Here is a 24,042-nt window from a genome sequence, read left to right as displayed (position 1 = left end):
AGCGTTCGAAAGTTATTTCAAGATAGTGAATCAATCACTTGATTATTTAAGTTGGGGGTAATATTCAAATGTTTCAAAATAGTATGAAACAACGAATGAATTGGGAAGATTTTTACGGTCCGAACCTCGGCTATGCGCTGGAGCTTTACGATCAGTATACCCAGGATCCGAACAGCATTGACCCGGATTTGAAGGAAATGTTCGACGAGCTCGGTGCTCCGCCAAGCGATATAAAAGAGGCCTCGGGAACAAAAGAAAAGGGACGTGTTACAGCCGATCTGATTCAAAAGATCGCATCCGCAGTCAGACTTGCAGAAGATATCCGAACCTATGGCCATTTGAACGCTTCCGTCAATCCGCTCAGAAAGGATGAGAAAAAGAGCGAACTTTTTCCATTATCCGATTACGGGCTAACAGAAGAGGAAATAAAAGCAATACCTGCGTCTGTCATCTGCAAAGACGCTCCTAAAAACATTACGAACGGTTTAGAAGCCATTCAGTATTTACGAAATACGTATAAAAGAACCATCTCTTTTGAATTTGACCATGTGCATGACTTCAAAGAGCGCGAGTGGCTGACAAGAAAGATTGAATCTGGCGAGCTGTTCCAGAAGAACTCAGCTGAAAAGCTGTCAGCTGTGCTGGAAAGATTGACAGAAGTAGAGGGCTTTGAGCAGTTTTTGCACCGCACATTCGTCGGGCAGAAGCGCTTTTCCATTGAGGGTCTGGACGCTCTTGTTCCAGTGCTTGATGACATTATTGCACAATCTGTCAAATCAGGCACGACAAGTGTCAACATCGGGATGGCGCACAGGGGACGCCTGAATGTCTTGGCACATGTGCTCGGCAAACCGTATGAAATCATCTTCTCTGAATTCCAGCATGCGCCGAATAAAGATCTTGTCCCGTCTGAGGGATCCATTGGAATCAGCTACGGATGGACAGGGGATGTCAAATACCATTTGGGGGCGAATCGGGAGCTTCAAGACGCTGAAACAAAATCAGCGCGCATTACGTTAGCGAACAACCCGAGCCACTTGGAATTTATCAATCCGATTGTTGAAGGCAGCACAAGAGCAGCACAGGAAACGCGAACACAAAGCGGATACCCGGTACAAGATGAAACAAAATCGCTGGCCATTTTAATCCATGGAGACGCTGCATTCCCTGGGGAAGGAATTGTAGCTGAAACATTGAATTTAAGCTCTTTAAAAGGGTATCAAGTAGGCGGTGCGATTCATATTATCGCCAATAACATGATCGGATTCACAACAGAAAGCGCTGAATCCAGATCGACAAAATATGCCAGCGACCTGGCCAAGGGTTATGAAATTCCGATTGTTCACGTGAATGCGGACGATCCTGAAGCTTGTCTCTCAGCTGTTAAGTTTGCGGTCGAATACCGAAAAACATTCAACAAGGATTTTCTGATTGATTTGATCGGGTATAGACGCTATGGACACAACGAAATGGATGAACCGTCAACCACTCAGCCAATGCTGTATGATGCTGTCAGAAAGCATCCGACCGTCAAACAAATTTTCGCTGAAAAGCTGGTAAAAGAAGGCGTGCTTACCGAGGAAGTCGTTCAAAACATCGAAAAATCGGTAACGAAGCGCATTGAGGATGCATATCAGAAAGTTCCGTCTAAAAAGGAACACACTGCTTGTGAAATTGAACTTCCAGAGCCTGTATCAAACGGTTTCCCAGATGTGGACACTTCGATTGATTTTGATGTGCTCCGCAAGTTGAATGGCGAATTGATCAACTGGCCGGAGTCATTTAATGTTTTCGGCAAGCTAAAGCGCATTTTAGAAAGACGCGCCAAGGCGTTCGATGATGACAGAAAAGTGGAATGGTCTTTGGCAGAATCACTCGCGTTTGCTTCAATTTTGAAAGACGGAACACCGATTCGTTTAACCGGACAGGATTCCGAGCGCGGAACGTTCGCCCAAAGAAACCTTGTGCTTCATGACAGTGAGACGGGCAAAGAATTTGTGCCGCTTCATCACTTATCTGACTGCAGCACATCATTTGCTGTTCATAACAGCCCGCTGTCTGAAGGATCGGTTCTCGGTTTTGAATACGGCTATAACGTGCATTCACCGGAAACGCTTGTTTTGTGGGAAGCACAGTACGGAGATTTTGCCAACGCTGCTCAAGTGTATTTTGACCAATTTATTTCTGCCGGACGCGCGAAATGGGGCCAAAAATCCGGATTAGTCATGCTGCTCCCGCACGGTTACGAGGGACAGGGGCCTGAGCACTCAAGCGGAAGAATCGAGCGATTCCTGCAGCTTGCAGCGGAAAACAACTGGACGGTTGCCAACCTGACAAGCGCGGCACAGTATTTCCATATTTTAAGAAGACAGGCTAAAATGCTGCTTCGTGAAGAAATCAGACCGCTCGTCATTATGACGCCGAAGAGCCTTCTTCGCAACCCAAATACGGTGTCGGAAGTGCAGGAGCTCAGCGAAAGCCGCTTCCAGCCTGTTTATGAACAGTCGGGACTTTCTCATGACTATGAAAAAGTAACCAGACTTGTATTATCCAGCGGTAAAGTGTCTATAGACATCAGTGATCATTTTAATAAGTTAGAAGACGGTAAAGAGTGGCTTCACATTGCGAGAATTGAACAGCTGTATCCATTCCCGGCAAAAGGAGTCAAAGAGTTATTTGCAAAACTTCCGAACCTGAAAGAAATCGTTTGGGTGCAGGAAGAGCCGCAGAACATGGGGGCTTGGGGTTATATCAGCCCGTATTTGACAGAGATTGCACCAGAGGGAGTAAGCGTTCAATATATTGGACGCAGAAGACGATCCAGCCCTGCAGAGGGAGATCCGACAGTTCATAAAAAAGAACAGGAACGTATTGTATCTGATAGCTTGACTCGCAAAAACTAAGGGGGAAATGAAAAAATGGCGGAAATTAAGGTACCTGAATTAGCAGAATCAATCTCAGAAGGAACAATAGCCCAATGGTTAAAGCAGCCTGGTGACTATGTAGAACAGGGTGAATATCTGCTTGAACTAGAAACGGATAAAGTGAATGTTGAATTGACAGCAGAAGAATCGGGTGTACTTCAAGAGGTATTGAAAGATTCGGGTGATACCGTCCAGGTCGGAGAAATTATCGGTACGATTTCAGAAGGCGCGGGTGAAAGTTCTGCCCCTGCTCCTACAGAGAAAGCAGAAAGCAAGGAAAGCGTAAAAGAAGAGAAACAGGCTGAACCAGCTGCACAAGAGGTGAGCGAGGAAGCACAATCTGAAGCAAAATCAAGAACGATCGCTTCTCCGTCGGCCCGTAAGCTGGCGAGAGAAAAAGGAATTGACCTGTCTCAAGTTCCAACTGGAGATCCGCTTGGAAGAGTGCGCAAGCAGGATGTCGAAGCGTACGAAAAACCGGCATCAAAACCGGCTCCTCAGCAAAAGCAGCAGCCTCAGGCTCCAAAAGCACAGCAAAGCTTTGATAAACCTGTCGAAGTGCAAAAAATGTCACGCCGCAGACAAACGATTGCAAAACGCCTTGTAGAGGTGCAGCAAACATCGGCGATGCTGACTACATTTAATGAAGTGGACATGACGGCTGTTATGAATCTCAGAAAACGCCGCAAAGATCAATTCTTTGAGCAAAACGAAGTGAAGCTCGGCTTTATGTCTTTCTTCACGAAAGCGGTCGTGGCTGCATTGAAAAAATATCCGCTGTTGAATGCGGAAATTCAGGGCGATGAGTTGATCGTTAAGAAATTCTATGATATCGGAATCGCTGTTGCTGCTGATGAAGGTCTTGTCGTTCCGGTTGTGCGGGATGCGGATCGCCTGACATTTGCAGGAATCGAAAAAGAGATCGGCGAGCTTGCGAAAAAAGCAAGAAACAATAAATTAACCCTTAGCGAGCTTCAGGGAGGCTCCTTCACGATTACAAACGGAGGGACTTTCGGTTCATTGATGTCAACTCCAATTTTAAACAGCCCGCAAGTCGGTATACTGGGCATGCATAAGATTCAGCTGCGCCCTGTAGCCATTGATGAAGAGCGTTTCGAAAACCGTCCGATGATGTATATCGCTTTATCTTATGATCACCGAATTGTAGACGGTAAAGAAGCGGTTGGTTTCCTCGTGACAATCAAAAAATTACTGGAAGATCCTGAACAGCTTTTATTAGAAGGATAATAAAAAAGGGTACATCACGATAAAGTGATGTACCTTTTTTGATGCATATTTAAAGTGATAGATTGGTGCTTTTGGATCCAGCTTGTTTCTTTTTCACTTTTTTTGACCAATATGTTGCAAGCATAGAACCTGAAAGGTTATGCCACACACTGAATATTGCGCTTGGTACGGCAGATAGCGGTGAGAAATGAGCCGTGGCAAGTGCAGCCCCAAGTCCGGAGTTTTGCATGCCGACTTCGATTGCGATCGCTTTTTGAGACGGGTAATCCATTTTTAAAAGCTTTGCACAAAGAAACCCAAGTAAATAACCGATACCGTTATGCAGGATAACAACTGAAAAAATGAGCAACCCCGATTGAAGCAGATTTTCCCGATTGCCGCTGACGACAGCTGAGACAATCGCAACGATGCCAATGACAGAAACAAGCGGAAGGGCATGTACGGCTTTTGCCACTTGTTTTCTGAAAAACATTTTGACAATCAGACCTGCAATGATCGGAAATAAAACCGCCTGTAAGATTGAGATAAACAAAGACCCCGGCGAGACAGGAAGCCATTCTTTGGCAAACAGCATAATCAACAACGGTGTTACAACAGGTGCCAATAAGGTAGAAATGGTTGTAACCGCAACAGAAAGGGCAGTATTTCCTTTTGCTAAGAATGTCATAACATTAGATGCAGTTCCCCCGGGACAGCAGCCGACAAGAATAACACCAACTGCGATTTCAGCTGGAAGATGCAGCCCAAATGCGAGGCCGAAAGCAACGAGCGGCATGATCGTATACTGAGCTATTACTCCAATAATAACTTGCCAAGGCTTTCTGACCAGCTCTTTGAAATCATCGGCTTGCAGTGTAAGGCCCATCCCAAACATGATAATGCCAAGAAAAATCGTAATATAAGAACTGATCCACGTAAATAAAGATGGGAAAGAAAATCCCAGCACTGCAAAAACAATGACCCATATGCCAAAGGTTTGTCCTGCAAAATGACTTATTTTTCTAATGATGTCCATAAAAACACTCCTAACACACTTATCAAGAACTTCAGCAGAAATTCTTACAAATTTCATAACATTCTCTTATTATAAATAATTTTCTGAATAATTCAATATTAGTTTTTGGCAGATGTCTATAGATATATGATGTAAACTAATCAAAATGTTCTTGACTATATAGGAAGATATTCTTACAATGAACCTTTATAATGGTTAGATCAAATAGGAGTGATACGGTGAAGGAATCAAATCAATGGTCTTCGAAGCTCGGCTTTATTTTAGCCGCGGCAGGATCAGCTATCGGGCTTGGTGCGATATGGAAATTCCCATATGTTGCCGGAACCAGCGGCGGAGGCGCATTTTTACTTATTTTTATTTTATTTACGGTTTTAATCGGACTGCCTTTATTGTTAGGTGAATTCATCATAGGCAGAAGAACACAGAAAGATGCCGTTCAGTCCTATAAAACACTTGCTCCAGGAACGAAGTGGCATTGGATCGGTTATTTAGGCATGGTGACGTGCTTTATTCTTCTATCTTTCTACAGTGTCGTAGGCGGATGGATTTTAATTTATATTATAAAAGGCTTCACTGGCGGTTTATCGCAAACATCTGGTTTTGATACGATATTTGCAAGTACCATTTCAAATCCTTATTTGGCTGTAGGAGGCCAGCTGCTCTTTATGGTGGTAACAATTTTAGTTGTTGCAAAAGGGGTAAGCAGCGGAATTGAAAAAGCAAGCCAAGTATTAATGCCAGCGCTTTTTCTATTATTCATCATTTTAATGGTGCGTTCGGTTACACTTGATGGCGCGATGGAAGGAATTAAATTTTTCCTGATGCCTGATTTAACTGCAATTGATGCCAATACCATTTTATATGCAATGGGACAATCCTTTTTCTTATTAAGTGTCGGTGTATCTGTCATGGTAACGTATAGCGCTTATTTAGAGAAACAGGAAAATCTGGTACAGTCCGCTGTATCTGTAACTGTTATGAACATGCTTGTTGCTGTAATGGCCGGAATTGCGATTTTTCCAGCTGTCTTTTCATTCGGCCTCAAACCAGACCAAGGCCCGGTTCTGTTATTTAACGTGCTGCCGACTGTGTTTAATCAAATGCCGTTCGGAATTATCTTTTTATTAGCATTTTTACTTCTATTTTTATTTGCTGCATTGACATCTGCTTTTTCAATGCTGGAAATTTTGGTCGCAGTACTTTCGAAAGGCGATGTCAATAAGAGAAAACGATTCGCTTGGTTAGGCGGAATTGCTATTTTTATTGTCGGTGTGCCGTCTGCATTATCATACGGTGTCTTAAGTGACGTCACTATATTTCATCTGTCTATTTTTGATGCGGCCGACTATCTTGTGAGCAATATTTTAATGCCGTTAGGTGCGTTACTGATTTCGATTTTTGTCCCGCTTAAAATACCGAAACAGGATTTGTTTGACGAGCTGAAAAGCGGTTCCAATCTCAAACGAAAGTGGTTTGCGGTTTGGCTGCTGCTCATTCGATATCTATCTCCTGTTGCCATCATCATCGTGTTTTTGCATGTGGTAGGGATTTTTTAAAACACGGAGCCCCCGGGGAAAGGGGGCTTTTTTTAATAGAGCTTCCAAACGACTTCTTTTGCCTGCTCAAAACGTTTTTCAGCCTCGCGCCAATCCACGACATTCCACCAGTGATCGACATAGCTGGCCCGGTCATTTTTGTATTGCAAATAGTAGGCATGCTCCCATACGTCAAGCGGTAAAAGGGGGATTACATCCCATTGGCTTAAGAGCTGGTGTTTTTCTGCCGTTAAAATCTCCAGCCGTCCTGATCGAGGTGCCCAGACCAGAATGGCCCAGCCGACGCCTTCCACTTTTTTAGCGGCTTGGGTAAAATGTTCTTTAAAAGCGGAATAGCTTCCAAATGAAAGGTCTATCATTTGGAACAATGCCCCTGTAGGACGCCGTTTTCCGTTTGGATGCATAGAAAACCAAAAAATACTATGCAAATAATGGCCTGCTCCATGGAACGCAAGCTCTCTTTCCCAATGAGTGATTAAGTCATAATTCTTTGTCGCTCTCGCTTTTTTAAGCTCTGATTCTGCTTTGTTCAGGCCATCGACATAGCTTTGATGATGTTTTGTATGATGAAGGACCATAATATCGCGTGAAATATAAGGTTCTAAGGCGGAGTATTTGTAGGGAAGCTTTGGCAGCACGTGTTTCCCTATAGGGACATAAGCGCGTCTTTCACTTGTATCATCTGATTCTGTTATATCCCGATAAAGGGCAGCGGCCTGTTTATACCAATCTTCTTCTGTTGTTTGGTCATCTTCCAGAGCCTCAATCATCTTGTCGATTTGATCTTCAAACTGGTCAAGCTGACCTCGCTTTTGAATCTGATCTTTCAGGGCTTCACACCAATTGAACATCTCCGCTTGATAAGATTCACGTTTCATTTGCTGTCTCCTTTTCAATAGAATCTAAATACTTCCCGACAGCCAGCAAAGAGAATACATATGGATAACTGTGATAGCGAATATAAAATTGCTTCGGCAATCCGATCCCTGCTGGATACGCGAGGCTATCGAAGCTATGCGAATTGCTGTCGGTAAGGTATTGCATGCCTTTCACAACTGACGGGTGTTCGGAATTTTCATATGTGAGCAAAGCGTCTAAAGCCCAGGCCGTTTGTACAATGGTTCCTCTATGAAGCGGTACATATGTTTTGATTTCGGCGCTTTTGCAGGATTCTCCCCAGCTTCCGTCATTATTTTGTATGGATTTGAGCCAACGCAGAGCCTTTTGTATACCGAGATGCTTTCGGTCAACCCCGCATGCATGCATACCAGTAAGAGCAGCCCAAGTGCCGTAAATGTAGCAAACACCCCATCTGCCGTACCAAGACCCATTTTGTTCCTGATGTTCGAAAAGCCACTTCACTGCGCGTTGAATATGTTGATGTTTTTCTGTGAAGCCAACTTTCTCGCCTAAAAAGTGCAGTACACGTCCGGTGAGGTCGGCGGTTGAAGGGTCAACTGCAGCGTCCTCGGCGGATTCAAGCGGCAGAAGGCGGATCAGTGGATGGTTCACATTTTTTTCGAAAGCAGAAAATCCGCCGTCATTGTTTTGCATCGATAAAAGCCAAGATACCCCCCGCTCCCATGCTGCAGGAGAATGATTGCGGGGAATCGCCTTTAAAACGGCTGTAGTGTCGTCACAGTCAGGGTTATTTGTATTAATGTTTGAAAACCCCCAGCCGCCAGGAACTGAATTTGGATTTTTGACAGACCAATCTGCTATTTTGGTATGCTGGCGTTCTAGCAAAAAGTCGGCTGCTTTTGTAACAGAGCCATCCGTTTCGGTCACACCATTTTTTTGAAGGGCATAGCTTATTAAAGCTGTATCCCAAACAGTTGAAGTAGAGTTTTCCAGATAAGGAATCCCGTTGCATTTAGTCACCAGTGATTTAATGCCGGTAATCGCCCTCCTGATAATAGGAGAATAGCGTGACACACCAAGTGACAGAAGGCTGTAAACCATATATATGGTTGCGCTCGCATAGCTGTATAATGTTCCATCTTTTTCAATCCGGTCCAGCATATACGTTTTAGCTGTCTGTAGGCCCAGCTGCTGAAAAGCAAATGGTGCATGAAAAACGCGTTTCCAATGTAACAAAATAGACGTGAGATCTCTTTCTTCGAAAGCATCAGACCGAAGCCAAGTGAAAGGATTTTTTGTCATGTGCGGATCGAGATGGTGAAGAGATGAAATATTGCGGTTAATAAGGACAAATCGCTGATTGAGTGTTACAGCCATAGGAGCAAAATGAATACGGGCATATGAGCTGAACTGATAGAAATGAATCGGCAATGTTGGGGGGAGCGCCATGAGTGATAATGGTAAATACAAAGCAGGCCAAGGATAAAGCCCGTTCGCGGCAAGCATCCATTTTGTCATAAAATGAACATGTCTCAAACCGCCATGTGAGATGATAAATTGTTCAGCTTTCTTCATGTGCGGCTCAGTTCTGTGAAAACATCCTGAAGCCAGCATCCCGACATATCCTTGGACGGTAGCCGTTAGATTTCCGCGCGTTTCATCGGGATAGTTGATAAATGTGCCGTCTGGCTGCTGTTTTGCATGAATGCCGGCTGCAAGGGATGATATCAGTTCTTTTTCATTTTCGCCTTCATCTAGTGAGGTAAGGAGCAAAATAAAAAAGGAATTTGTCATGATTGGTCCTTCAAAGCAAAATGTCCATGAACCATCAGCATTTTGCCTGTCTCTTAACTCGGTAATGGTTTTCTTTTGAAAACGCCTCACTTTCTCCTGAAGTGTGCCCATCACGCTCAACTCCTTCAGAAGCATATATATTCAGCGTCTTTTACTGCCATTACAGAAAGAAAAAAACTGCTGGCAGGCAGCAGTTTTTTAAACATACATGTTAGTCTTCAAGGTTTACCCATACACTTTTGACTTCTGTGTAATTATCCAAGGCATATGATCCCATTTCTCGTCCGAGTCCTGACTGTTTATAACCGCCAAATGGAGACGCCGCGTCAAACACATTATAGCAGTTGACCCAAACGGTTCCGGCTTGAAGTCGGTCCGCGATATAGTGAGCCTGCTTGACGTTCTCTGTCCATAGTCCGGCTGCAAGCCCATATTCTGAATGGTTTGCCCGTTCAATAACTTCATCGACTGTTTCGTACGGAATTGCAGTCAGCACGGGTCCGAAAATTTCTTCTTTTGCGATGGTCATTTCGTCTTCAACATTCGCAAACACAGTCGGTGCGACAAAATATCCTGCTTCAAAAGGACAGCTTCCGCCGGTCACTGCTTTTGCTCCTTCATCTTTTCCTTTTTGAATATAGGAAAGAACGCGCTCATGCTGTTCCTTGCTTACGAGAGGCCCGATTTGAGTATCTTTATGAAGTCCCGCTCCTTGGCGGAGTGACTCAGCATAGGATGCCATTTCATCAACAACTTCATCATATTGGTCTTTATGAATGAAGACACGTGAGCCCGCACAGCAGACTTGGCCCTGGTTAAACATCACACCGTTTAAAGCGCCCGGGATGGCTTTTTTTAAATTCGCATCCGGCAGAAGAATATTAGGCGATTTTCCGCCCAGCTCCAATGTCACACGCTTAATGCTTTTCGCTGCGGTGGACATGATTTTCTTTCCGATTTCAGTGGAACCGGTAAAGGCAATTTTATCAACCGCTTCGTGGTTCGTCAGCGCTTCTCCCGCATCTTCACCGAATCCTGGGATGATGTTGATTACACCGGCAGGGAAACCGGCTTGGTCAATTAATTCTGCCAAATAAAGAGCTGAAAGCGGTGTTTGTTCAGCCGGTTTGAGGACGATTGTACAGCCTGTTGCAAGTGCCGCGCCCATTTTCCACATCGCCATCAGGAGCGGGAAATTCCATGGAATGATCTGGCCGACGACACCGACAGGCTCATGACGCGTATAATTAAAATAAGCGCCGGAAACCGGAATCGTCTGTCCTGTTATTTTTGTACACCAGCCGGCGTAATAGCGCATATGCTCAATAGCCAGCGGAATATCTCCATTAGTCGTTTCATTGATCGGTTTCCCATTATCAAGTGTTTCAAGCTGAGCAAGCTCAGTTTTATGCTCTTCCATTAAGTCTGCCAGCTTATACATCAGTCTGCTTCTCGAAGCTGGAGACATTGTTCTCCATTCACCTTGGTCAAAGGCTTTCCGGGCAGCTTTAACAGCTTTGTCCACATCCGCAGCCTGGGCTTCATACAGCGTCATCAAGGTTTCGCCGGTCGCCGGGTTTGGAGTGTCAAAGGTTGCCCCTGAGGCACTCGGAACAAACTTTCCGTCAATATAAAGCTTCTTTGTTCCCTGTAAAAATGTCTCCAGCCTTTTCGTCACTTGCATCGTTAAAGAACTCATCCGTAACAAACCTCCAGTCATTTTTTATGGTCTGTTCTGAGATTCTTGGTGATAGCACATTGATTCCTGGATTGAATAGCAGAAATAAGCTGTGATAGTTGCTTCAAACGTAAGCGTATACAAACATTCTATAATAGAAATCAAGGCAAAATCAATGAATAACCGATATTGCAATTTACAAAAGAAAAAAGCTACAATAAGCTTATAGATAAGAAAAGGAGATTTCATCATGATTCATAAAAATTGGCTTGAAAAAGAAACCATTAAAAAAGTAAAGTGTGTGCAGACAAACGCAAAAAAATATATCGTAAACCGCGTTTTAACGCCGGGAAAAGAATATGAAGTAAAAAATGAAACAGAGGAGTTTCTCTTTGTGGTCGACAATACGAATAAAGTCGGCGGCTATTATAAAGAATACTTCGAAGAGATGTAATGCTTCCTTGAAGCATCAAACAGATTTTGTTAAAAGCAGTCGATACATAAAACCGCAGCTCAGCTGCGGTTTTTTTGTGGTTAAAACAGGAAATATAAAACAAAATTAAAAAAATCATTAAAAACCACTTTTTTATAAAAACATTGCTGAATATTGAAACTTTTTTCTCTATATGTGCGTATTACTTGATGACAACAGCTTAAAAGCCAAAAAACAAATCAAAAATTTGAAAAATGTAATCTGTTCGTAATGGTTTAAATGTCTTCTATGTCGTATTCTTATATAGGGATAAAGGACTTATTTTTATGTAGTGAATGATAAAACAAATAGATAAATGCAGAAAGAGGGGTTCTTCATTGGGTATTTTTTCTGTTAGCAGATCAACGGACGCAAAGAAGCTTGAGGCTTTGCTCGTTGAAGGGGAAAGAATAGAATCGATTTATAAGCTCCGAGTGGACCAAATTTGCTTTACAAATAAGCGGATCATTTTCTTTGACAATAAAATGTTTTCTAAAAAGAAGGTTCGTGTATTTCTTCCATATAAAACAATTGAAAGCTTTGCCATCCAAGAAGCGGGAATGTTTGATCCGGACACTGGGCTTTTATTGATGACAAGAAGCAAAACTTTCGAATTAGAATTTGCGAAAGACACCGATTTAAGCGAGGTTCAGGCGGTGCTGACAAAGCATTTGTGCAGCTGAATATTTGATGAGCCAGCCGTTCAAAAAATGGTTAGGCTTTTTTTATATATAAAAACAAGAACAGGGCATGTGCGCCCTGTTCTTATTACACCACACTGTTTTTCGCTGAGTTCGAATCAACAAGATCTGCATCTAATACATTTGAAATCGGCACGACAAGAGGAGTAAAGTCGCCATTTTCTTCTCCAAACCCTTGATTTATTTTAGCTGATAAAAAGTAATCGACCTGCTGATACGGACCGAGTGTTAAAGAGGAACCTCGATCCATCGTATTGATTTTAAATCCGCCGACATTTACGACGGAGGGTGAAAAGAACATCTCATCACTTCCTTTTGATTGAGGAGTTAACCGCTTCACTTTCAAAAGAGGCCGGAGAATCAATTTGGTCTCTGTCATCCACATGGCTTCTCGTGCCCATAAATCCGCTCGCATCTCCAAAATTCTGTCCGTAGCCTTGATTTTTTTTATCTGAATTTTGCCATTCTGCCAATAAATTTTGTCCTACGTTAACCGCTGAAGCATTTTCAAAGGAATTAATTTTCAGCATGAAAATATTAATATTGATATACGGAGTTGGTTGAACCACAGGCAAACCTCCTTTCTATAGTTGTATGCTGGCGGTTATAAAGTATGTTAAGACAGGGGGCTTCAAATGGATTTCGAAAAGATGAAGCAGTGGATGGAATTCGCACAGCAGATGTACGGCGGTGACTTTTGGAAACAGGTATTTGATGAAGACCAAAAAACCCCTTTTATGACAAATGGCCAATCTCCGTTTCCGTTTGCGCAGCAAGATCAGCGAGGGAAAGGAGATGCTTCATTTCCGAGCATGGATATTGTAGATACCGTTGCGGAAGTGCAGTTTTTAATTTATCTTCCAGGCTACCGTAAACAAGACGTTCACATATTATCGTACGGAGATTATTTAGTGGTGAAGGGGCAGCGCTTTTCCTATTTTAATGAACAGGACTTTCGCCAAAAAGAAGGGAAATACGGAAGTTTTGAAAAGAAAATTCCGCTTTCCGATCATCTTCATGGAAAGATGAATGCCATTTTTAAAGACGGAATCCTATACATCACTATTCAAAAAGACGAAGGTCAAGCGAAAACCATTGTTATTGATGATTGATTTTCATACTGAGTGCATCTGACACATCACGGTCATCAATTGATTCAATCGGAATGACCATAACAATACCATCTGCATTTTGTTCCCCAAAACCGTTATTTCTTTTGATAGCAGAGCACCTGTTCCTTAACTCCGCAGAACCAAAGGTAAGGGATGAGCCGGTGCCTATCGAGTTAGTCTTGAGATGAGAAATATTGATGTTAGTCGGAAGCATGAAAACCTCTCCTTTCTATGGGATATACCTCATTATATATGTAGACGAAAGAGGAGTATGCAAAGGGTCGTGATGTCATGAAAAAAATGTTCCGGTCGCTGATCAGGCATTGCTTGAAACCAGAACTTGACAAACTGCGTGAATGTGAAGAAAGACTCTCAGTGATTGAGAAACAAAAACAAAGCAGCAAACAAGAGTCTGAAGAAACCTATATACATATTGAAACGCTGAATGTCGAAAAAGTTGACTATCATCTTGAATTCGGCGAGCTGACCATTGATGAACTGAGCGGCAGATTAAATATAGGCGCAACCTATTATATACCGCCAGAAGAGAAGGACAAAAAGTGCCAACGAAAACCCGAAGCACCATCGACGCCAGCGGTCACGATCCGTTCAAAAAGGCAGTAGCTCATCTTTCCATCGATGTTTCCATGTTTGACAGAAGGCAAAACGGGAAACAGGATAGAAAGGAGAGGATATACATGGCACTGACAAAAGAACAAACACAGCATCTCTATCATAAATTGCTCGATATGCAAAAAGAATTGTCTGGCGAGAAAAAGGAAACAGAATCAATGACGGAAGAAGTGGGGGAGCTTTCCAATGGGGTTGACAACCATATGGCAGACCACGGGACGCTCGTCACAGACCGGATGACAGACCAAACAGTGAAAGAGATTGACCGGGAGCTGTTAGAGGAGGTCAACCGTGCATTACAAAAGATGAAAGACGGAACTTACGGCGTGTGTGAAAAAACCGGCCAAGAGATTCCTTACGAAAGACTTGAAGCTGTTCCTTATGCAAGAATGACAGTTGAGGCTCAAGCTGATGTGGAGGATGATCTGGAGACAGATGCTCCTTCTTATGAAAGAGAGTTTCATGAACAGGTAAAAGACTTATCCAACAAAGAAACAATTGATCAAAAAAGCTCGCAGACGTATGAAATCTTGGATCGTGAACAAGATTCGAAGTAAAAATGCCAAGCAAGTACACCGATATTAGATGTACTTGCTTTTTTTTGAAAAAAAATCTCATATTCAAAATAAAGTGATTGACTTCGCGTAAAAAAGAAAGTAACATACTATTTGTAAGTAAATATAAAAAGTTTACCGGGAGGAATACAAATGTCTACAGTTTTATTTGTAAAATCAAGCGACCGTACAGCTGAAGAAGGCGTTTCAACTAAACTTTACGAAGCTTTCTTAGCTGCTTATAAAGAAAACAACCCTAATGATGAAGTGGTTGAATTAGATCTTCATAAGGAAAACCTTCCTTACCTTGGCAGAGATATGATTAACGGAACATTTAAAGCAGGTCAAGGAATGGAAATGACAGAAGATGAGAAAAAACAAGCAGCAATTGCTGACAAATATCTGAACCAGTTTGTAAAAGCTGACAAAGTTGTTTTCGCATTCCCGCTTTGGAACTTCACAGTGCCAGCAGTGCTTCATACTTATGTTGATTATTTGTCTCGCGCAGGCGTTACATTCAAATACACACAAGAAGGACCAGTCGGTTTAATGGGCGGCAAAAAAGTTGCGCTTCTTAACGCTCGCGGCGGTGTCTACTCAGAAGGACCAATGGCTGCACTTGAAATGTCATTAAACTTCATGAAAACAGTTCTTGGTTTCTGGGGTGTTCAAGACTTGCACACAGTTGTCATCGAAGGACATAACGCAGCACCTGATCAAGCGCAAGAAATCGTTGAAAAAGGTTTACAAGAAGCAAAAGATCTTGCTGCAAAATTCTAATAAAGCCAAGACTCCTATCGTTACAAATAGGAGTCTTTTTGTATATACACATTAATATAGAAGAAAATAATCATTCGCTTTTAGCAATAAAGGCTATTTTTTTATTGTAATATATTTTTTGTTTGTCGAATTGTCAGGTATTTTGGAGAAAAAACAGTTTTATTCACTGGAAAAAGTTTTTCTAAACAATTGTTCAGACCTCTTGATTAAAACCGCCTGATGGTGTACTATATTAAAGAAGCTACTTTGTGCGTATTGTTAATTAAGTTTTAACCTTTAAGCTGTAATAGGGAGTTTTATATCGAAGCCGGAATGTCATGCCTCCATTGCAGAGGACGACAGGAACGTTTCTGCAAACACCCACTTTGAGGAGTGGTGGTTTAAAACTTTCTTACTTGCATACGGCAAGACGTAGCGAAAGCCATTTCCTTTTCGGAAATGGCTTTTTATTTTATCTAAAAAGGTTTGGTATAGTGAATATTCCATTTTTGTGTGAAAGAAATGAAGGCCGCTTTTTTATGATATGATGGGAGAAATTCAAGGAAAAGCGAGGTTTACACGTTATGTTACATAGAGCCCAATCCCTTCTGGCTCATTATTTTGGTTATGAGAAGTTTCGGAGCGGCCAAGATGAAGCGATCCGCTTGGTGACGGAAGCGAGGCAAAATACGGCCTGCATTATGCCGACGGGAGGCGGCAAATCGATTTGCTATCAGATTCCGGCATTAATGTTTGAAGGGACGACGATCGTCATTTCACCGTTGATTTCCTTGATGAAGGATCAAGTTGATGCGTTAGAAGAAGCGGGGATTAACGCCGCCTACATTAACAGCACACAATCCAATCAGGAAATATATGAGAGGCTGAACGGACTCAAAGAAGGAGCTTATAAGCTTTTTTACATTACACCAGAGCGACTAACGTCCACAGAGTTTATACGGATTTTGCAGGGCATAGATGTTCCTTTGGTCGCAATAGACGAGGCGCACTGTATTTCTCAATGGGGCCATGATTTCAGGCCAAGCTACAGGAATATTGAAATCTTGTTCCGTGAATTACACGACAAGCCTGTTATCATGGCGTTAACAGCAACAGCCACACCCGAGGTTCATGATGATATTTGCAAACAGCTGCATATTCAAAAAGAAAACACGGTATATACCGGATTTTCCCGAGAGAATTTAACCTTTAAAGTAGTAAAAGGAGAAAATAAAGATCGGTTTATAGACGAATATGTGCAAAACAACAGGCATGAAGCAGGAATTGTCTATACAGCGACCAGAAAAGAAGCTGATCGGATATATGAGAGATTGAAACGAAATCAGGTCAGGGCAGGCCGGTATCATGGAGGTATGGCTGATGATGAGAGAAAAGAGCAGCAGGAAAGGTTTCTTAATGATGAGCTTCAAGTGATGGTGGCAACCTCTGCTTTTGGAATGGGTATTGATAAATCAAATATCAGATTTGTTCTGCATGCACAAATTCCGAAAGATATGGAAAGCTATTATCAAGAGGCAGGAAGAGCTGGACGGGACGGTCTTGCCAGTGAATGTGTTCTCCTGTTTTCACCGCAGGATATTATGGTGCAGCGCTTCTTAATTGAGCAATCAGAACATGAAGAGAAACAAAAGCAGGATTTAAAAAAACTGAGACAAATGGTCGACTACTGTCATACGGAAGATTGTCTGCAGCGTTTTATCCTTATGTATTTCGGAGAAAAGGAGCCTGATGCGTGCGGACAGTGCGGAAACTGTACCGATACAAGGGCGGCCCATGACGTGACGCGGGAGGCGCAAATGGTCTTATCCTGTATCATTCGCATGAAAGAACGGTTTGGCAAGACGATGGTTGCACAGGTGCTTTCCGGCTCCAAAAATAAAAAAGTTCTTGAAAACGGCTTTTCCGACCTTTCAACATACGGGATATTAAAACACCAATCCGTTGGCGAAATCAGTGATTTTATCGAATTTCTTATTTCTGACGACTTCATCAGGATGTCAGACGGAACGTTTCCGACTCTTTTTGTCAGCAGTAAAGGAAGGAATGTGCTGAAAGGAGAATTATCAGTAGCGAGAAAAGAAGCGTTAAAAGCGGCAGCGATTACTGAAAATGACGAGCTATTTGAACGATTGCGCATGGTTCGGAAAGAAATTGCGGCTGAGCAGGGTGTTCCGCCATTTGTTGTTTTCTCTGACCAAACGTTAAAAGAAATGTCAGGAAAACAGCCCGTAAATGATGATGAACTTTTGTCTATAAAAGGAGTCGGAGAACAAAAAAGAGCAAAATACGGCCGGCTTTTTTTACAAGAAATACAAGCTTATGCAAGGATGACAGACTAAAAAAACAGAAAAACAATCTTTTTTTCTATAAAAAACACATTTTATTTTCTCTGTTTCGCCTCAAAATAAAAAGACCTGCGAAGCCTATTATATCAAGGGTTCAGCAAGTCTTTCCATCAGAGAGAAATCCTTCATGTAAAGGAACTGTAATCTAAATCATATCTTTTTGTTATTGATTTGACATTTACGTGTGTTACGATATCACCTGTTAGCCGCCAATAAAAAGCTAACAAGGGAGGATTTACTTATGAAGAAGACGATTATGTCCTTTGTGGCAGTTGCTGCACTTTCAACAACTGCATTCGGAGCTCACGCTTCTGCAAAAGAAATTACGGTGCAAAAGGGTGATACGCTCTGGGGAATCTCTCAGAAAAATGGAGTGAACCTAAAGGACTTAAAAGAATGGAACAAGTTAACTTCTGATAAAATCATTGCAGGAGAAAAACTGACCATTTCTTCAGAAGAAACAACCACGACTGGGCAATATACAATTAAAGCGGGAGATACGCTTTCTAAGATTGCTCAAAAATTCGGCACGACAGTCAACAACCTGAAAGTTTGGAATAACTTAAGCTCTGACATGATCTATGCTGGATCAACTCTTTCAGTAAAAGGTCAGGCAACAGCAGCAAACACAGCTACTGAGAATGCGCAAACAAACGCACCTCAAGCTGCGCCAAAACAAGAGGCTGTGCAAAAAGAGCAACCTAAACAAGAAGCTGTACAACAGCAACCTAAACAAGAAACAAAGGCTGAGGCAGAAACTTCTGTTAACACAGAGGAGAAGGCTGTTCAATCAAATACAAATAATCAAGAAGCTTCAAAAGAACTAACAGTTACTGCTACTGCTTACACTGCTAACGACGGCGGCATTTCCGGCGTTACAGCTACAGGCATTGACTTAAATAAGAACCCGAACGCGAAAGTTATTGCGGTTGATCCTAATGTAATTCCGCTAGGTTCTAAAGTCTATGTTGAAGGCTACGGGGAAGCAACAGCAGCAGACACTGGCGGCGCTATTAAAGGAAATAAAATCGACGTATTTGTACCAAGTAAAAGTGATGCTTCTAATTGGGGCGTCAAAACTGTAAGTGTTAAAGTCTTAAACTAATAATATAGATTGTGATAAAAGACATAAGCTTTTGGCTTGTGTCTTTTTTTGTTCTGCTTAGAGCTGTTTATATCATATGCTGATAAAAGAAAGTGGTCCCGTTTTTCTTTATGTGCGATTCAGGGGCTCTCGGGTTAAAAGATTGATTCCACATTACAGAGACATTCGGCATCATGACATTTATAGCTGGTTGTTACTATCTTTGATCAGCGAAACGAGCTGGTGTTTTTGGCAGATAATAAGCAGTTGGATGTAGCAGATACCATTTACGGAATCGGATTGATTTCAGACGGTTTTTTATTGTGATATTAGGCTCTTGCAGTTGGGCATGGCAGCTTCGGGAGCGAAGTGGCACAACTTTGTCATACTGAAAATACAATATAATCAATATCAGAAATTCTGCTGATGTGCAATGGCCGACCATTTTAACAGGGATATCATTCAATCCAGTCTTTTATTGGGCTGTTAACCAAACAATCGTTCAGCGGGCGTAGGAGCGAGGATATGGATCAATTTAATTCTGGTTGCGACGAGGTTCTCAAACGGGAATTTCAGGTTAACAAAAAGGATCCTGGCAGATGCCAAGATCCTTTTTTATTTAAACCAGCCTTTTTCTTTTGACCGGGTAATGGCTTCAATTCGATTTTTCACTTCAAGCTTTTCTAGAATCATTGAGATATAATTCCGCACCGTCCCGCTTTTGATGCTGAGTTCCTGAGCGATTTCTTTTGTGTTTTTACCGTCAGCCACAAGTTCGAGCACTTCTTTTTCTCTATCTGTAAGAGGGTTAGCTTCGCTGTATAAGTCCTCCATCAGTTCAGGTGCATAGATGCGTTTTCCGTTCATGACGCTACGGATGGCGTTGGCCAGCTCTTCACTCGGACTGTCTTTTAACAAATAGCCTTTAACGCCAGCTTTAATAGCTCTCTGAAAGTAACCGGGTCTGGCGAAGGTGGTTAAGATGATAATTTTGCAGCCTGTATCTTTTAGCTCCTCAGCAGCTTCAAGCCCTGTTTTTCCGGGCATTTCAATGTCCATAATACATACATCAGGCTGGCGTTTTTTGACAAAATCAACAGCATCTTGGCCGGTTGTACCTTTGCCTACGACTTCCATATCGTCTTCGAGGTTTAGAAGTGATCCTAAAGCGCCCAGCAGCATTTGCTGATCTTCTGCAATAAATATACTAATCATATAAGCCATCCTTTATGTTTATTTTGAATTATTAGGAATTGCCATGGTAAGCTTGGTCCCGTTTTCGGTATCGATGTGAAGGCTTCCGTTTGCAAACTCAAGCCGTTCTCTCATCCCGAGTAAGCCATGTCCTTTTGAAAAGGAATTTTCTTCTCCTTTGAATGTTCCATCGTCAGACACTGTAATCACAACTTCCTTCCAGAGCTGCTGAATGTCAACTCGGCAAGTTTTAGCCTGGCTGTGTTTGACGACATTTGTGACAGCTTCCTTTAAGCACATGCTCAAAATGTTTTCATTCAGCAATGAGATATTCTCGGGCCATTTCTCTTCTTCATAGATAAACATAATGTCAGCTGCTTCGAGAATTTGTTTGATGTTGATCAATTCATCCTTGAGCCGGATGCCCTTCATAGAGGAAACGATTTTTCTTACTTCATTTAAAGAAGTTCGCGCTGTTTGCTGAACACTTTTCAGTTCACGAGCTGCTTGTTCGGGATCTTTGTATATCAATTTTCTTGCTAAGTCGCTTTTTAAACCAATAAGAGAAAGCTTTTGCCCAAGCGTATCATGGAGATCGCGGGCAATTCGCTGACGTTCTTCTAATTTTACCAGTTCTGCAATCCGTTCATTTGCATCCTCGAGCTTTTCTTCAAGTCGTTCGCGCTCCTTGCGGCTTTTTATACTGAAGGGCAATAAAATTGCGCTGATGAGGGTAATAACGACAAAAGGAATTTGTGTCAGAAAGAATTCCTTTTTTAATACGAGACTGAAATTGGCTGCGACGGCCGCGCTTATTAAATGGACATAATATAAAATATGAAAAGGGACGCGTTCCTTAATGTTTCCAATAAAATAAGCAATAAAGAAAGCAAAATAAATATAACTGAACAGAGTAATGGAGGCGGTTGAAATGCCAATTAATAAAAATCCCCACAAATAAATGGTCCAGCCTTTTGAGACAAAAGCAAATCGATATACCGAAAAAAATAAAAGCGTCAAAATGATGCCGACAATAATAACAAATGTAGATGATGATTTCCATATAAAGTAGAAGGGGAGGATGAAAAATATCGTCCATATATAGGGCGTAATCCCGTTTAGTTTTTGAAATGTAAAATGATTTTTAATCATGATCTTACCTCATTTTCAGCTTTTCATCTTACTTGTAACTTTATCATTGTGAAAGCCAGAATGCACCCTCCAACAATAAAAAGGAAGCCTTCTAGTATATTAGAAGACCTCCTTTATCATCAGGCATTCTTCCGCAGCTTCTGTTTTTCTGGTGAATCAGGCGGAAGGCTTACAGGTATATGTTTTATAGCCCGAAATGACACAAACTGTTTGTTATCTTCATCCCATAGACGGAACGCAAGTGATTGCAGGCTTGTTTTTAAGGTGATTGTCGGTACGTTTTTTAATGGTTCGTGATGTTCATGAGCAACTTCAAGCTTATAGTTAGGCACCTTTGGACTCAAATGATGAACGTGGTGGTAACCAATATTGCCTGTTAGCCATTGAAGCAGTTTCGGGAGTTTATAAAATGAGCTGCCTTCAACAGCAGCCTGAACGTAGCTCCAGTTTTCATCCGCTTCAAAATAAGAATCTTCAAAGGTATGCTGCACATAAAACAGCCAAACACCGATTGAACCTGAAATCAGAAATATCGGGCCTTGCACCAGTAAAAACGATTGCCAGCCAAAGATCAGACAGCAAGCGGCAGCCAACGCGACAATTGCCAGATTCGTAAGGTATGTGTTTACACGTTCCTTGCGTCTTGCGCCTTTTTTGTTAAAACGGTTCGTGATCAGAAAAACATAAATCGGTCCGAGAATAAACATGATAAACGGGTTTCTATAAAGTCTGTATGCAAGCTTTGTTCGTCTGGATGCAGCTTTATATTCGTTTACTGTTAACATCCAGATGTCTCCTGTTCCGCGTTTATCCAGATTGCTGCTAGTTGCATGATGAATCGAATGGCTGTGCTGCCATTGAAGATACGGGAATAAAGTCAGGACACCTGTCAGAAAACCGAGAATGTGGTTATAGCGTTTTTGTTTGAAAAAAGATTGATGGCAGCAGTCATGGAAGATGATAAAAATTCTTGTCAGAAAACCTGCGGCAATCACCGTTAATGCTAACGTAAGAAGATAGGAGACATCGAGGCTGAGATAAGCAAGAAACCATAGGCCGAAGAATGGGATAAACGTGTTTAAAAGCTGAATCAGGCTGTTTTTTGTTTCAGGCTGAGCAAATGCAGCGACTTGCTTTGTCAGCTGTTTTTGTTTATGTGCAATGGTTTGTTCAGTCATAGTAAGTATCCTCTCATTGTGTGTCTCGGTTCAGTATACGCTAATGAGAGAAGTCTTTTGTAGTAGCACACATCATGCCTCCTATATGACATTTGTCATGTCTCGTGCGGCATGCATAGCCGATTGCGCTAAAAAAGCTTGTAAAAAAATTTACAAGCTGATTAATGTTTATCAATCCATATTCGTGATGTACCCGAAATAGCTTCAATCCTGCATGTTCCTCCTATAGGGAACGTGGCAATTGGCGAGGTATGTCCGGCATTTATATTTGCGATGATCGGGATGCCGGATAATTCTTTTTTTGTTTCGATCATGGCTTTTACAAGATCTATTGATACGTTTGATGCTTTCTGAAATCTGCCGATCAAAATCGCCTTTACATGTGAAAAAGCGGGGAGGTGGATGAGTGATTGCAGATCGCGGTCAAACATATGGATGTCTGACATATAATCATCTTCAATCAATAAAATAGTATGTTCTGTTTCGGGAAAATACTCCGTTCCCTGCAGCAAATTAAGCGTGCATAAGTTTCCGCCAATTAAAGTACCTTCCGCATAACCTTCTTGGATTACAACAGGGCCGTTATTAGGATAAAAACGCCTGTTTTCTTGATCCAAAAACCAGCGATCATCGCTCCACTCACTTGAGGGGTGAATTTCAAACGGATCGTCTGAAGCGCAGCAAGAAAGAAAATACTCCTCTGTATAATCGAGTCCTTTTTTCATTGCAAATGTTGAGAAGTGGGGACCTGAATACGTAACAAGACCCGTTTTTTGATAAATAGCGTTGCAAAGAGCGGTTATATCGGAATAACCGCACAGAATTTTTGGATGTCGTTTGATTTTCTCGTAATCAAGATAACGCAGCAGCTGATTTGAATTAAACCCTCCGAGTGTCGTTAAAATCGCTTTGACGCCTGGATCAAAAAAGGCAGCGTGCAGATCATGGACTCTTGACTCGATAGAGGATGAATCAAATTCGTTACATTCATTTGCGTGTTCAGCGATGGTTACCCGATAACCTAAGCGTTCTAACGCCGTTTTTGCTTGGATTTTTGCTTCATTTGATAATATAGACATGCTGGTCGCGGGAGACACGATCCGGATTTCGTCTCCCTTTTTCAGTTTTGAGGCGTACATAGAACCCTCCATCAATGGTTTTATACCATTACAGCATATCTTGGCTCTTTCTTCCAGACTTTTTTACAAATCAACCCACTTAATGCTGCCGGATTGGGTATCATGATCGATACATACTTTGAAGTGATGTTTTTCATAAAAGTGAATCAGCCGGTCTACATGATTCCAATCCCGTTTGGCGATGTCTCCGGTGACTTTCGGTATATTATGGTCTCTTGCAATATCTTTTAAATATTTCATGCAAATGGAGCCAAACCCGTGATTCGGAGGGCCTTTTATATCCCCTATATGAATGGCATCGTCCTTGTAAGACGCTACAAGTGAAAAACAGCCTTTTCCTCGGTATGCCGTTTTACAATCAGTTAGCATAATTTTGCATGTTTGGCCATCATCAATCGAGGAAACAATCATCCACTCATCATGTTTCGATTGATCAATACCAAGCACTTTGGCATCTTTAGATAAATCCTTCATATTCTCCTGCATGCGATAAATTTGAAATTCTAAATCATTTAGTTCTTCCTCAAGCTCTTGACGATTTTTTTCTTTAACAGTAAACAAGATCAAACTCCTTTCAAAAAACAGCTTAGAAACACAGTTACCAATTGTATTAGAAGAGAGG

The 24,042-nt window shown here is 41.9% G+C and carries 23 protein-coding genes and 1 other RNA gene; 12 read left to right on the top strand and 12 right to left on the bottom strand.

Annotated features, from left to right (window positions below; genetic code table 11):
• The first annotated feature begins 68 nt into the window (after positions 1-68).
• Entirely contained in the window at positions 69-2,903 is a 2,835-nt protein-coding gene (sucA, locus tag MHB62_RS10365) for a 2-oxoglutarate dehydrogenase E1 component (protein ID WP_015483337.1), read from the top strand.
• A gap of 15 nt (positions 2,904-2,918) precedes the next feature.
• Positions 2,919-4,172 carry a 2-oxoglutarate dehydrogenase complex dihydrolipoyllysine-residue succinyltransferase gene (gene odhB, locus MHB62_RS10360; protein WP_003231234.1) on the top strand — a complete coding sequence of 418 codons (1,254 nt, stop codon included), beginning with the start codon at positions 2,919-2,921 and terminating at the stop codon, positions 4,170-4,172.
• 49 nt (positions 4,173-4,221) lie between these two features.
• On the opposite strand, the gene MHB62_RS10355 is transcribed toward odhB, so the two are convergent.
• Complete coding sequence (locus MHB62_RS10355; protein WP_019712212.1) at positions 4,222-5,187, bottom strand: bile acid:sodium symporter family protein; 966 nt, start codon at positions 5,185-5,187, stop codon at positions 4,222-4,224.
• Between the two features lie 218 nt (positions 5,188-5,405).
• Here MHB62_RS10355 and MHB62_RS10350 point away from each other — a divergent pair, with 218 nt between their 5' ends.
• Entirely contained in the window at positions 5,406-6,743 is a 1,338-nt protein-coding gene (locus MHB62_RS10350; RefSeq protein WP_019712211.1) for a sodium-dependent transporter, read from the top strand.
• A 32-nt stretch (positions 6,744-6,775) separates the two neighbouring features.
• On the opposite strand, the gene MHB62_RS10345 is transcribed toward MHB62_RS10350, so the two are convergent.
• From MHB62_RS10345 to dhaS, 3 genes are all read right to left on the bottom strand, one after another.
• Positions 6,776-7,621: a superoxide dismutase gene (locus MHB62_RS10345; RefSeq protein WP_019712210.1), complete on the bottom strand. Its 846-nt coding sequence runs from the start codon at positions 7,619-7,621 to the stop codon at positions 6,776-6,778.
• Complete coding sequence (gene sqhC / locus MHB62_RS10340; RefSeq protein ID WP_019712209.1) at positions 7,611-9,509, bottom strand: sporulenol synthase; 1,899 nt, start codon at positions 9,507-9,509, stop codon at positions 7,611-7,613. The genes MHB62_RS10345 and sqhC overlap by 11 nt, the downstream gene beginning before the upstream one ends.
• A gap of 100 nt (positions 9,510-9,609) precedes the next feature.
• Complete coding sequence (dhaS, locus tag MHB62_RS10335) at positions 9,610-11,097, bottom strand: aldehyde dehydrogenase DhaS (RefSeq protein WP_004399332.1); 1,488 nt, start codon at positions 11,095-11,097, stop codon at positions 9,610-9,612.
• Positions 11,098-11,326: 229 nt separating this feature from the next.
• Here dhaS and MHB62_RS10330 point away from each other — a divergent pair, with 229 nt between their 5' ends.
• Positions 11,327-11,530, top strand: coding sequence for a DUF6501 family protein (locus MHB62_RS10330; RefSeq protein WP_003231245.1), 204 nt, complete (start codon positions 11,327-11,329; stop codon positions 11,528-11,530).
• A gap of 356 nt (positions 11,531-11,886) precedes the next feature.
• Positions 11,887-12,231 carry a PH domain-containing protein gene (locus tag MHB62_RS10325; protein WP_003220141.1) on the top strand — a complete coding sequence of 115 codons (345 nt, stop codon included), beginning with the start codon at positions 11,887-11,889 and terminating at the stop codon, positions 12,229-12,231.
• An 85-nt stretch (positions 12,232-12,316) separates the two neighbouring features.
• Here the strand turns inward: MHB62_RS10325 and MHB62_RS10320 are convergent, their stop codons facing one another.
• Together MHB62_RS10320 and MHB62_RS10315 are read right to left on the bottom strand one after the other, a co-directional pair.
• On the bottom strand, positions 12,317-12,550 hold the full coding sequence (locus MHB62_RS10320; RefSeq protein WP_003231251.1) for a hypothetical protein: 234 nt from the start codon (positions 12,548-12,550) through the stop codon (positions 12,317-12,319).
• Between the two features lie 4 nt (positions 12,551-12,554).
• Positions 12,555-12,818: a hypothetical protein gene (locus MHB62_RS10315; protein WP_004399338.1), complete on the bottom strand. Its 264-nt coding sequence runs from the start codon at positions 12,816-12,818 to the stop codon at positions 12,555-12,557.
• Between the two features lie 66 nt (positions 12,819-12,884).
• Here MHB62_RS10315 and yocM point away from each other — a divergent pair, with 66 nt between their 5' ends.
• Entirely contained in the window at positions 12,885-13,361 is a 477-nt protein-coding gene (gene yocM / locus MHB62_RS10310; protein ID WP_003231255.1) for a salt stress-responsive protein YocM, read from the top strand.
• Here yocM and MHB62_RS10305 read toward each other — a convergent pair.
• Positions 13,348-13,575: a hypothetical protein gene (locus tag MHB62_RS10305; RefSeq protein WP_004399329.1), complete on the bottom strand. Its 228-nt coding sequence runs from the start codon at positions 13,573-13,575 to the stop codon at positions 13,348-13,350. The two genes, yocM and MHB62_RS10305, sit on opposite strands and share 14 nt — an antisense overlap.
• Before the next feature lie 77 nt (positions 13,576-13,652).
• Here MHB62_RS10305 and MHB62_RS10300 point away from each other — a divergent pair, with 77 nt between their 5' ends.
• The 6 genes from MHB62_RS10300 to MHB62_RS10275 all read left to right on the top strand — a co-directional run bounded on the left by MHB62_RS10300 (position 13,653) and on the right by MHB62_RS10275 (position 18,778).
• A complete protein-coding gene (locus MHB62_RS10300; RefSeq protein ID WP_003231257.1) occupies positions 13,653-13,985 on the top strand; it encodes a hypothetical protein in 333 nt (110 codons plus the stop codon).
• Positions 13,986-14,059: 74 nt separating this feature from the next.
• A complete protein-coding gene (locus MHB62_RS10295) occupies positions 14,060-14,551 on the top strand; it encodes a TraR/DksA family transcriptional regulator (RefSeq protein ID WP_003231259.1) in 492 nt (163 codons plus the stop codon).
• Positions 14,552-14,701: 150 nt separating this feature from the next.
• Positions 14,702-15,328: an FMN-dependent NADH-azoreductase AzoJ gene (gene azoJ / locus MHB62_RS10290; protein WP_003231260.1), complete on the top strand. Its 627-nt coding sequence runs from the start codon at positions 14,702-14,704 to the stop codon at positions 15,326-15,328.
• 235 nt (positions 15,329-15,563) lie between these two features.
• Positions 15,564-15,750, top strand: a non-coding RNA gene (ssrS, locus tag MHB62_RS10285) — 6S RNA.
• A 141-nt stretch (positions 15,751-15,891) separates the two neighbouring features.
• Complete coding sequence (recQ, locus tag MHB62_RS10280; protein WP_032722003.1) at positions 15,892-17,667, top strand: DNA helicase RecQ; 1,776 nt, start codon at positions 15,892-15,894, stop codon at positions 17,665-17,667.
• Between the two features lie 247 nt (positions 17,668-17,914).
• Positions 17,915-18,778: a LysM peptidoglycan-binding and 3D domain-containing protein gene (locus MHB62_RS10275; RefSeq protein WP_003231267.1), complete on the top strand. Its 864-nt coding sequence runs from the start codon at positions 17,915-17,917 to the stop codon at positions 18,776-18,778.
• 594 nt (positions 18,779-19,372) lie between these two features.
• On the opposite strand, the gene desR is transcribed toward MHB62_RS10275, so the two are convergent.
• The 5 genes from desR to MHB62_RS10250 form a co-directional block, all read right to left on the bottom strand.
• The gene (gene desR / locus MHB62_RS10270; RefSeq protein ID WP_004399356.1) at positions 19,373-19,972 is read right to left on the bottom strand and encodes a two-component system response regulator DesR; all 600 of its coding nucleotides are present in this window, start codon (positions 19,970-19,972) and stop codon (positions 19,373-19,375) included.
• Positions 19,973-19,990: 18 nt separating this feature from the next.
• Complete coding sequence (gene desK, locus MHB62_RS10265; RefSeq protein ID WP_003231271.1) at positions 19,991-21,103, bottom strand: two-component sensor histidine kinase DesK; 1,113 nt, start codon at positions 21,101-21,103, stop codon at positions 19,991-19,993.
• Positions 21,104-21,222: 119 nt separating this feature from the next.
• Positions 21,223-22,281: a fatty acid desaturase DesE gene (gene desE / locus MHB62_RS10260; protein ID WP_004399588.1), complete on the bottom strand. Its 1,059-nt coding sequence runs from the start codon at positions 22,279-22,281 to the stop codon at positions 21,223-21,225.
• 161 nt (positions 22,282-22,442) lie between these two features.
• Positions 22,443-23,420 (bottom strand): S66 peptidase family protein, encoded by a 978-nt coding sequence (locus tag MHB62_RS10255; RefSeq protein WP_004399250.1) that lies wholly within the window; start codon positions 23,418-23,420, stop codon positions 22,443-22,445.
• Between the two features lie 63 nt (positions 23,421-23,483).
• Positions 23,484-23,981, bottom strand: a complete 498-nt coding sequence (locus MHB62_RS10250; RefSeq protein ID WP_004399390.1) for a GNAT family N-acetyltransferase — start codon at positions 23,979-23,981, stop codon at positions 23,484-23,486.
• Between the last annotated feature and the right edge of the window lie 61 nt (positions 23,982-24,042).

Origin of the sequence: Bacillus sp. FSL K6-0255, assembly GCF_045040725.1 — a bacterium.
Lineage (GTDB): Bacteria > Bacillota > Bacilli > Bacillales > Bacillaceae > Bacillus > Bacillus subtilis.
This window is presented reverse-complemented; position numbering and strand designations above follow the sequence as displayed.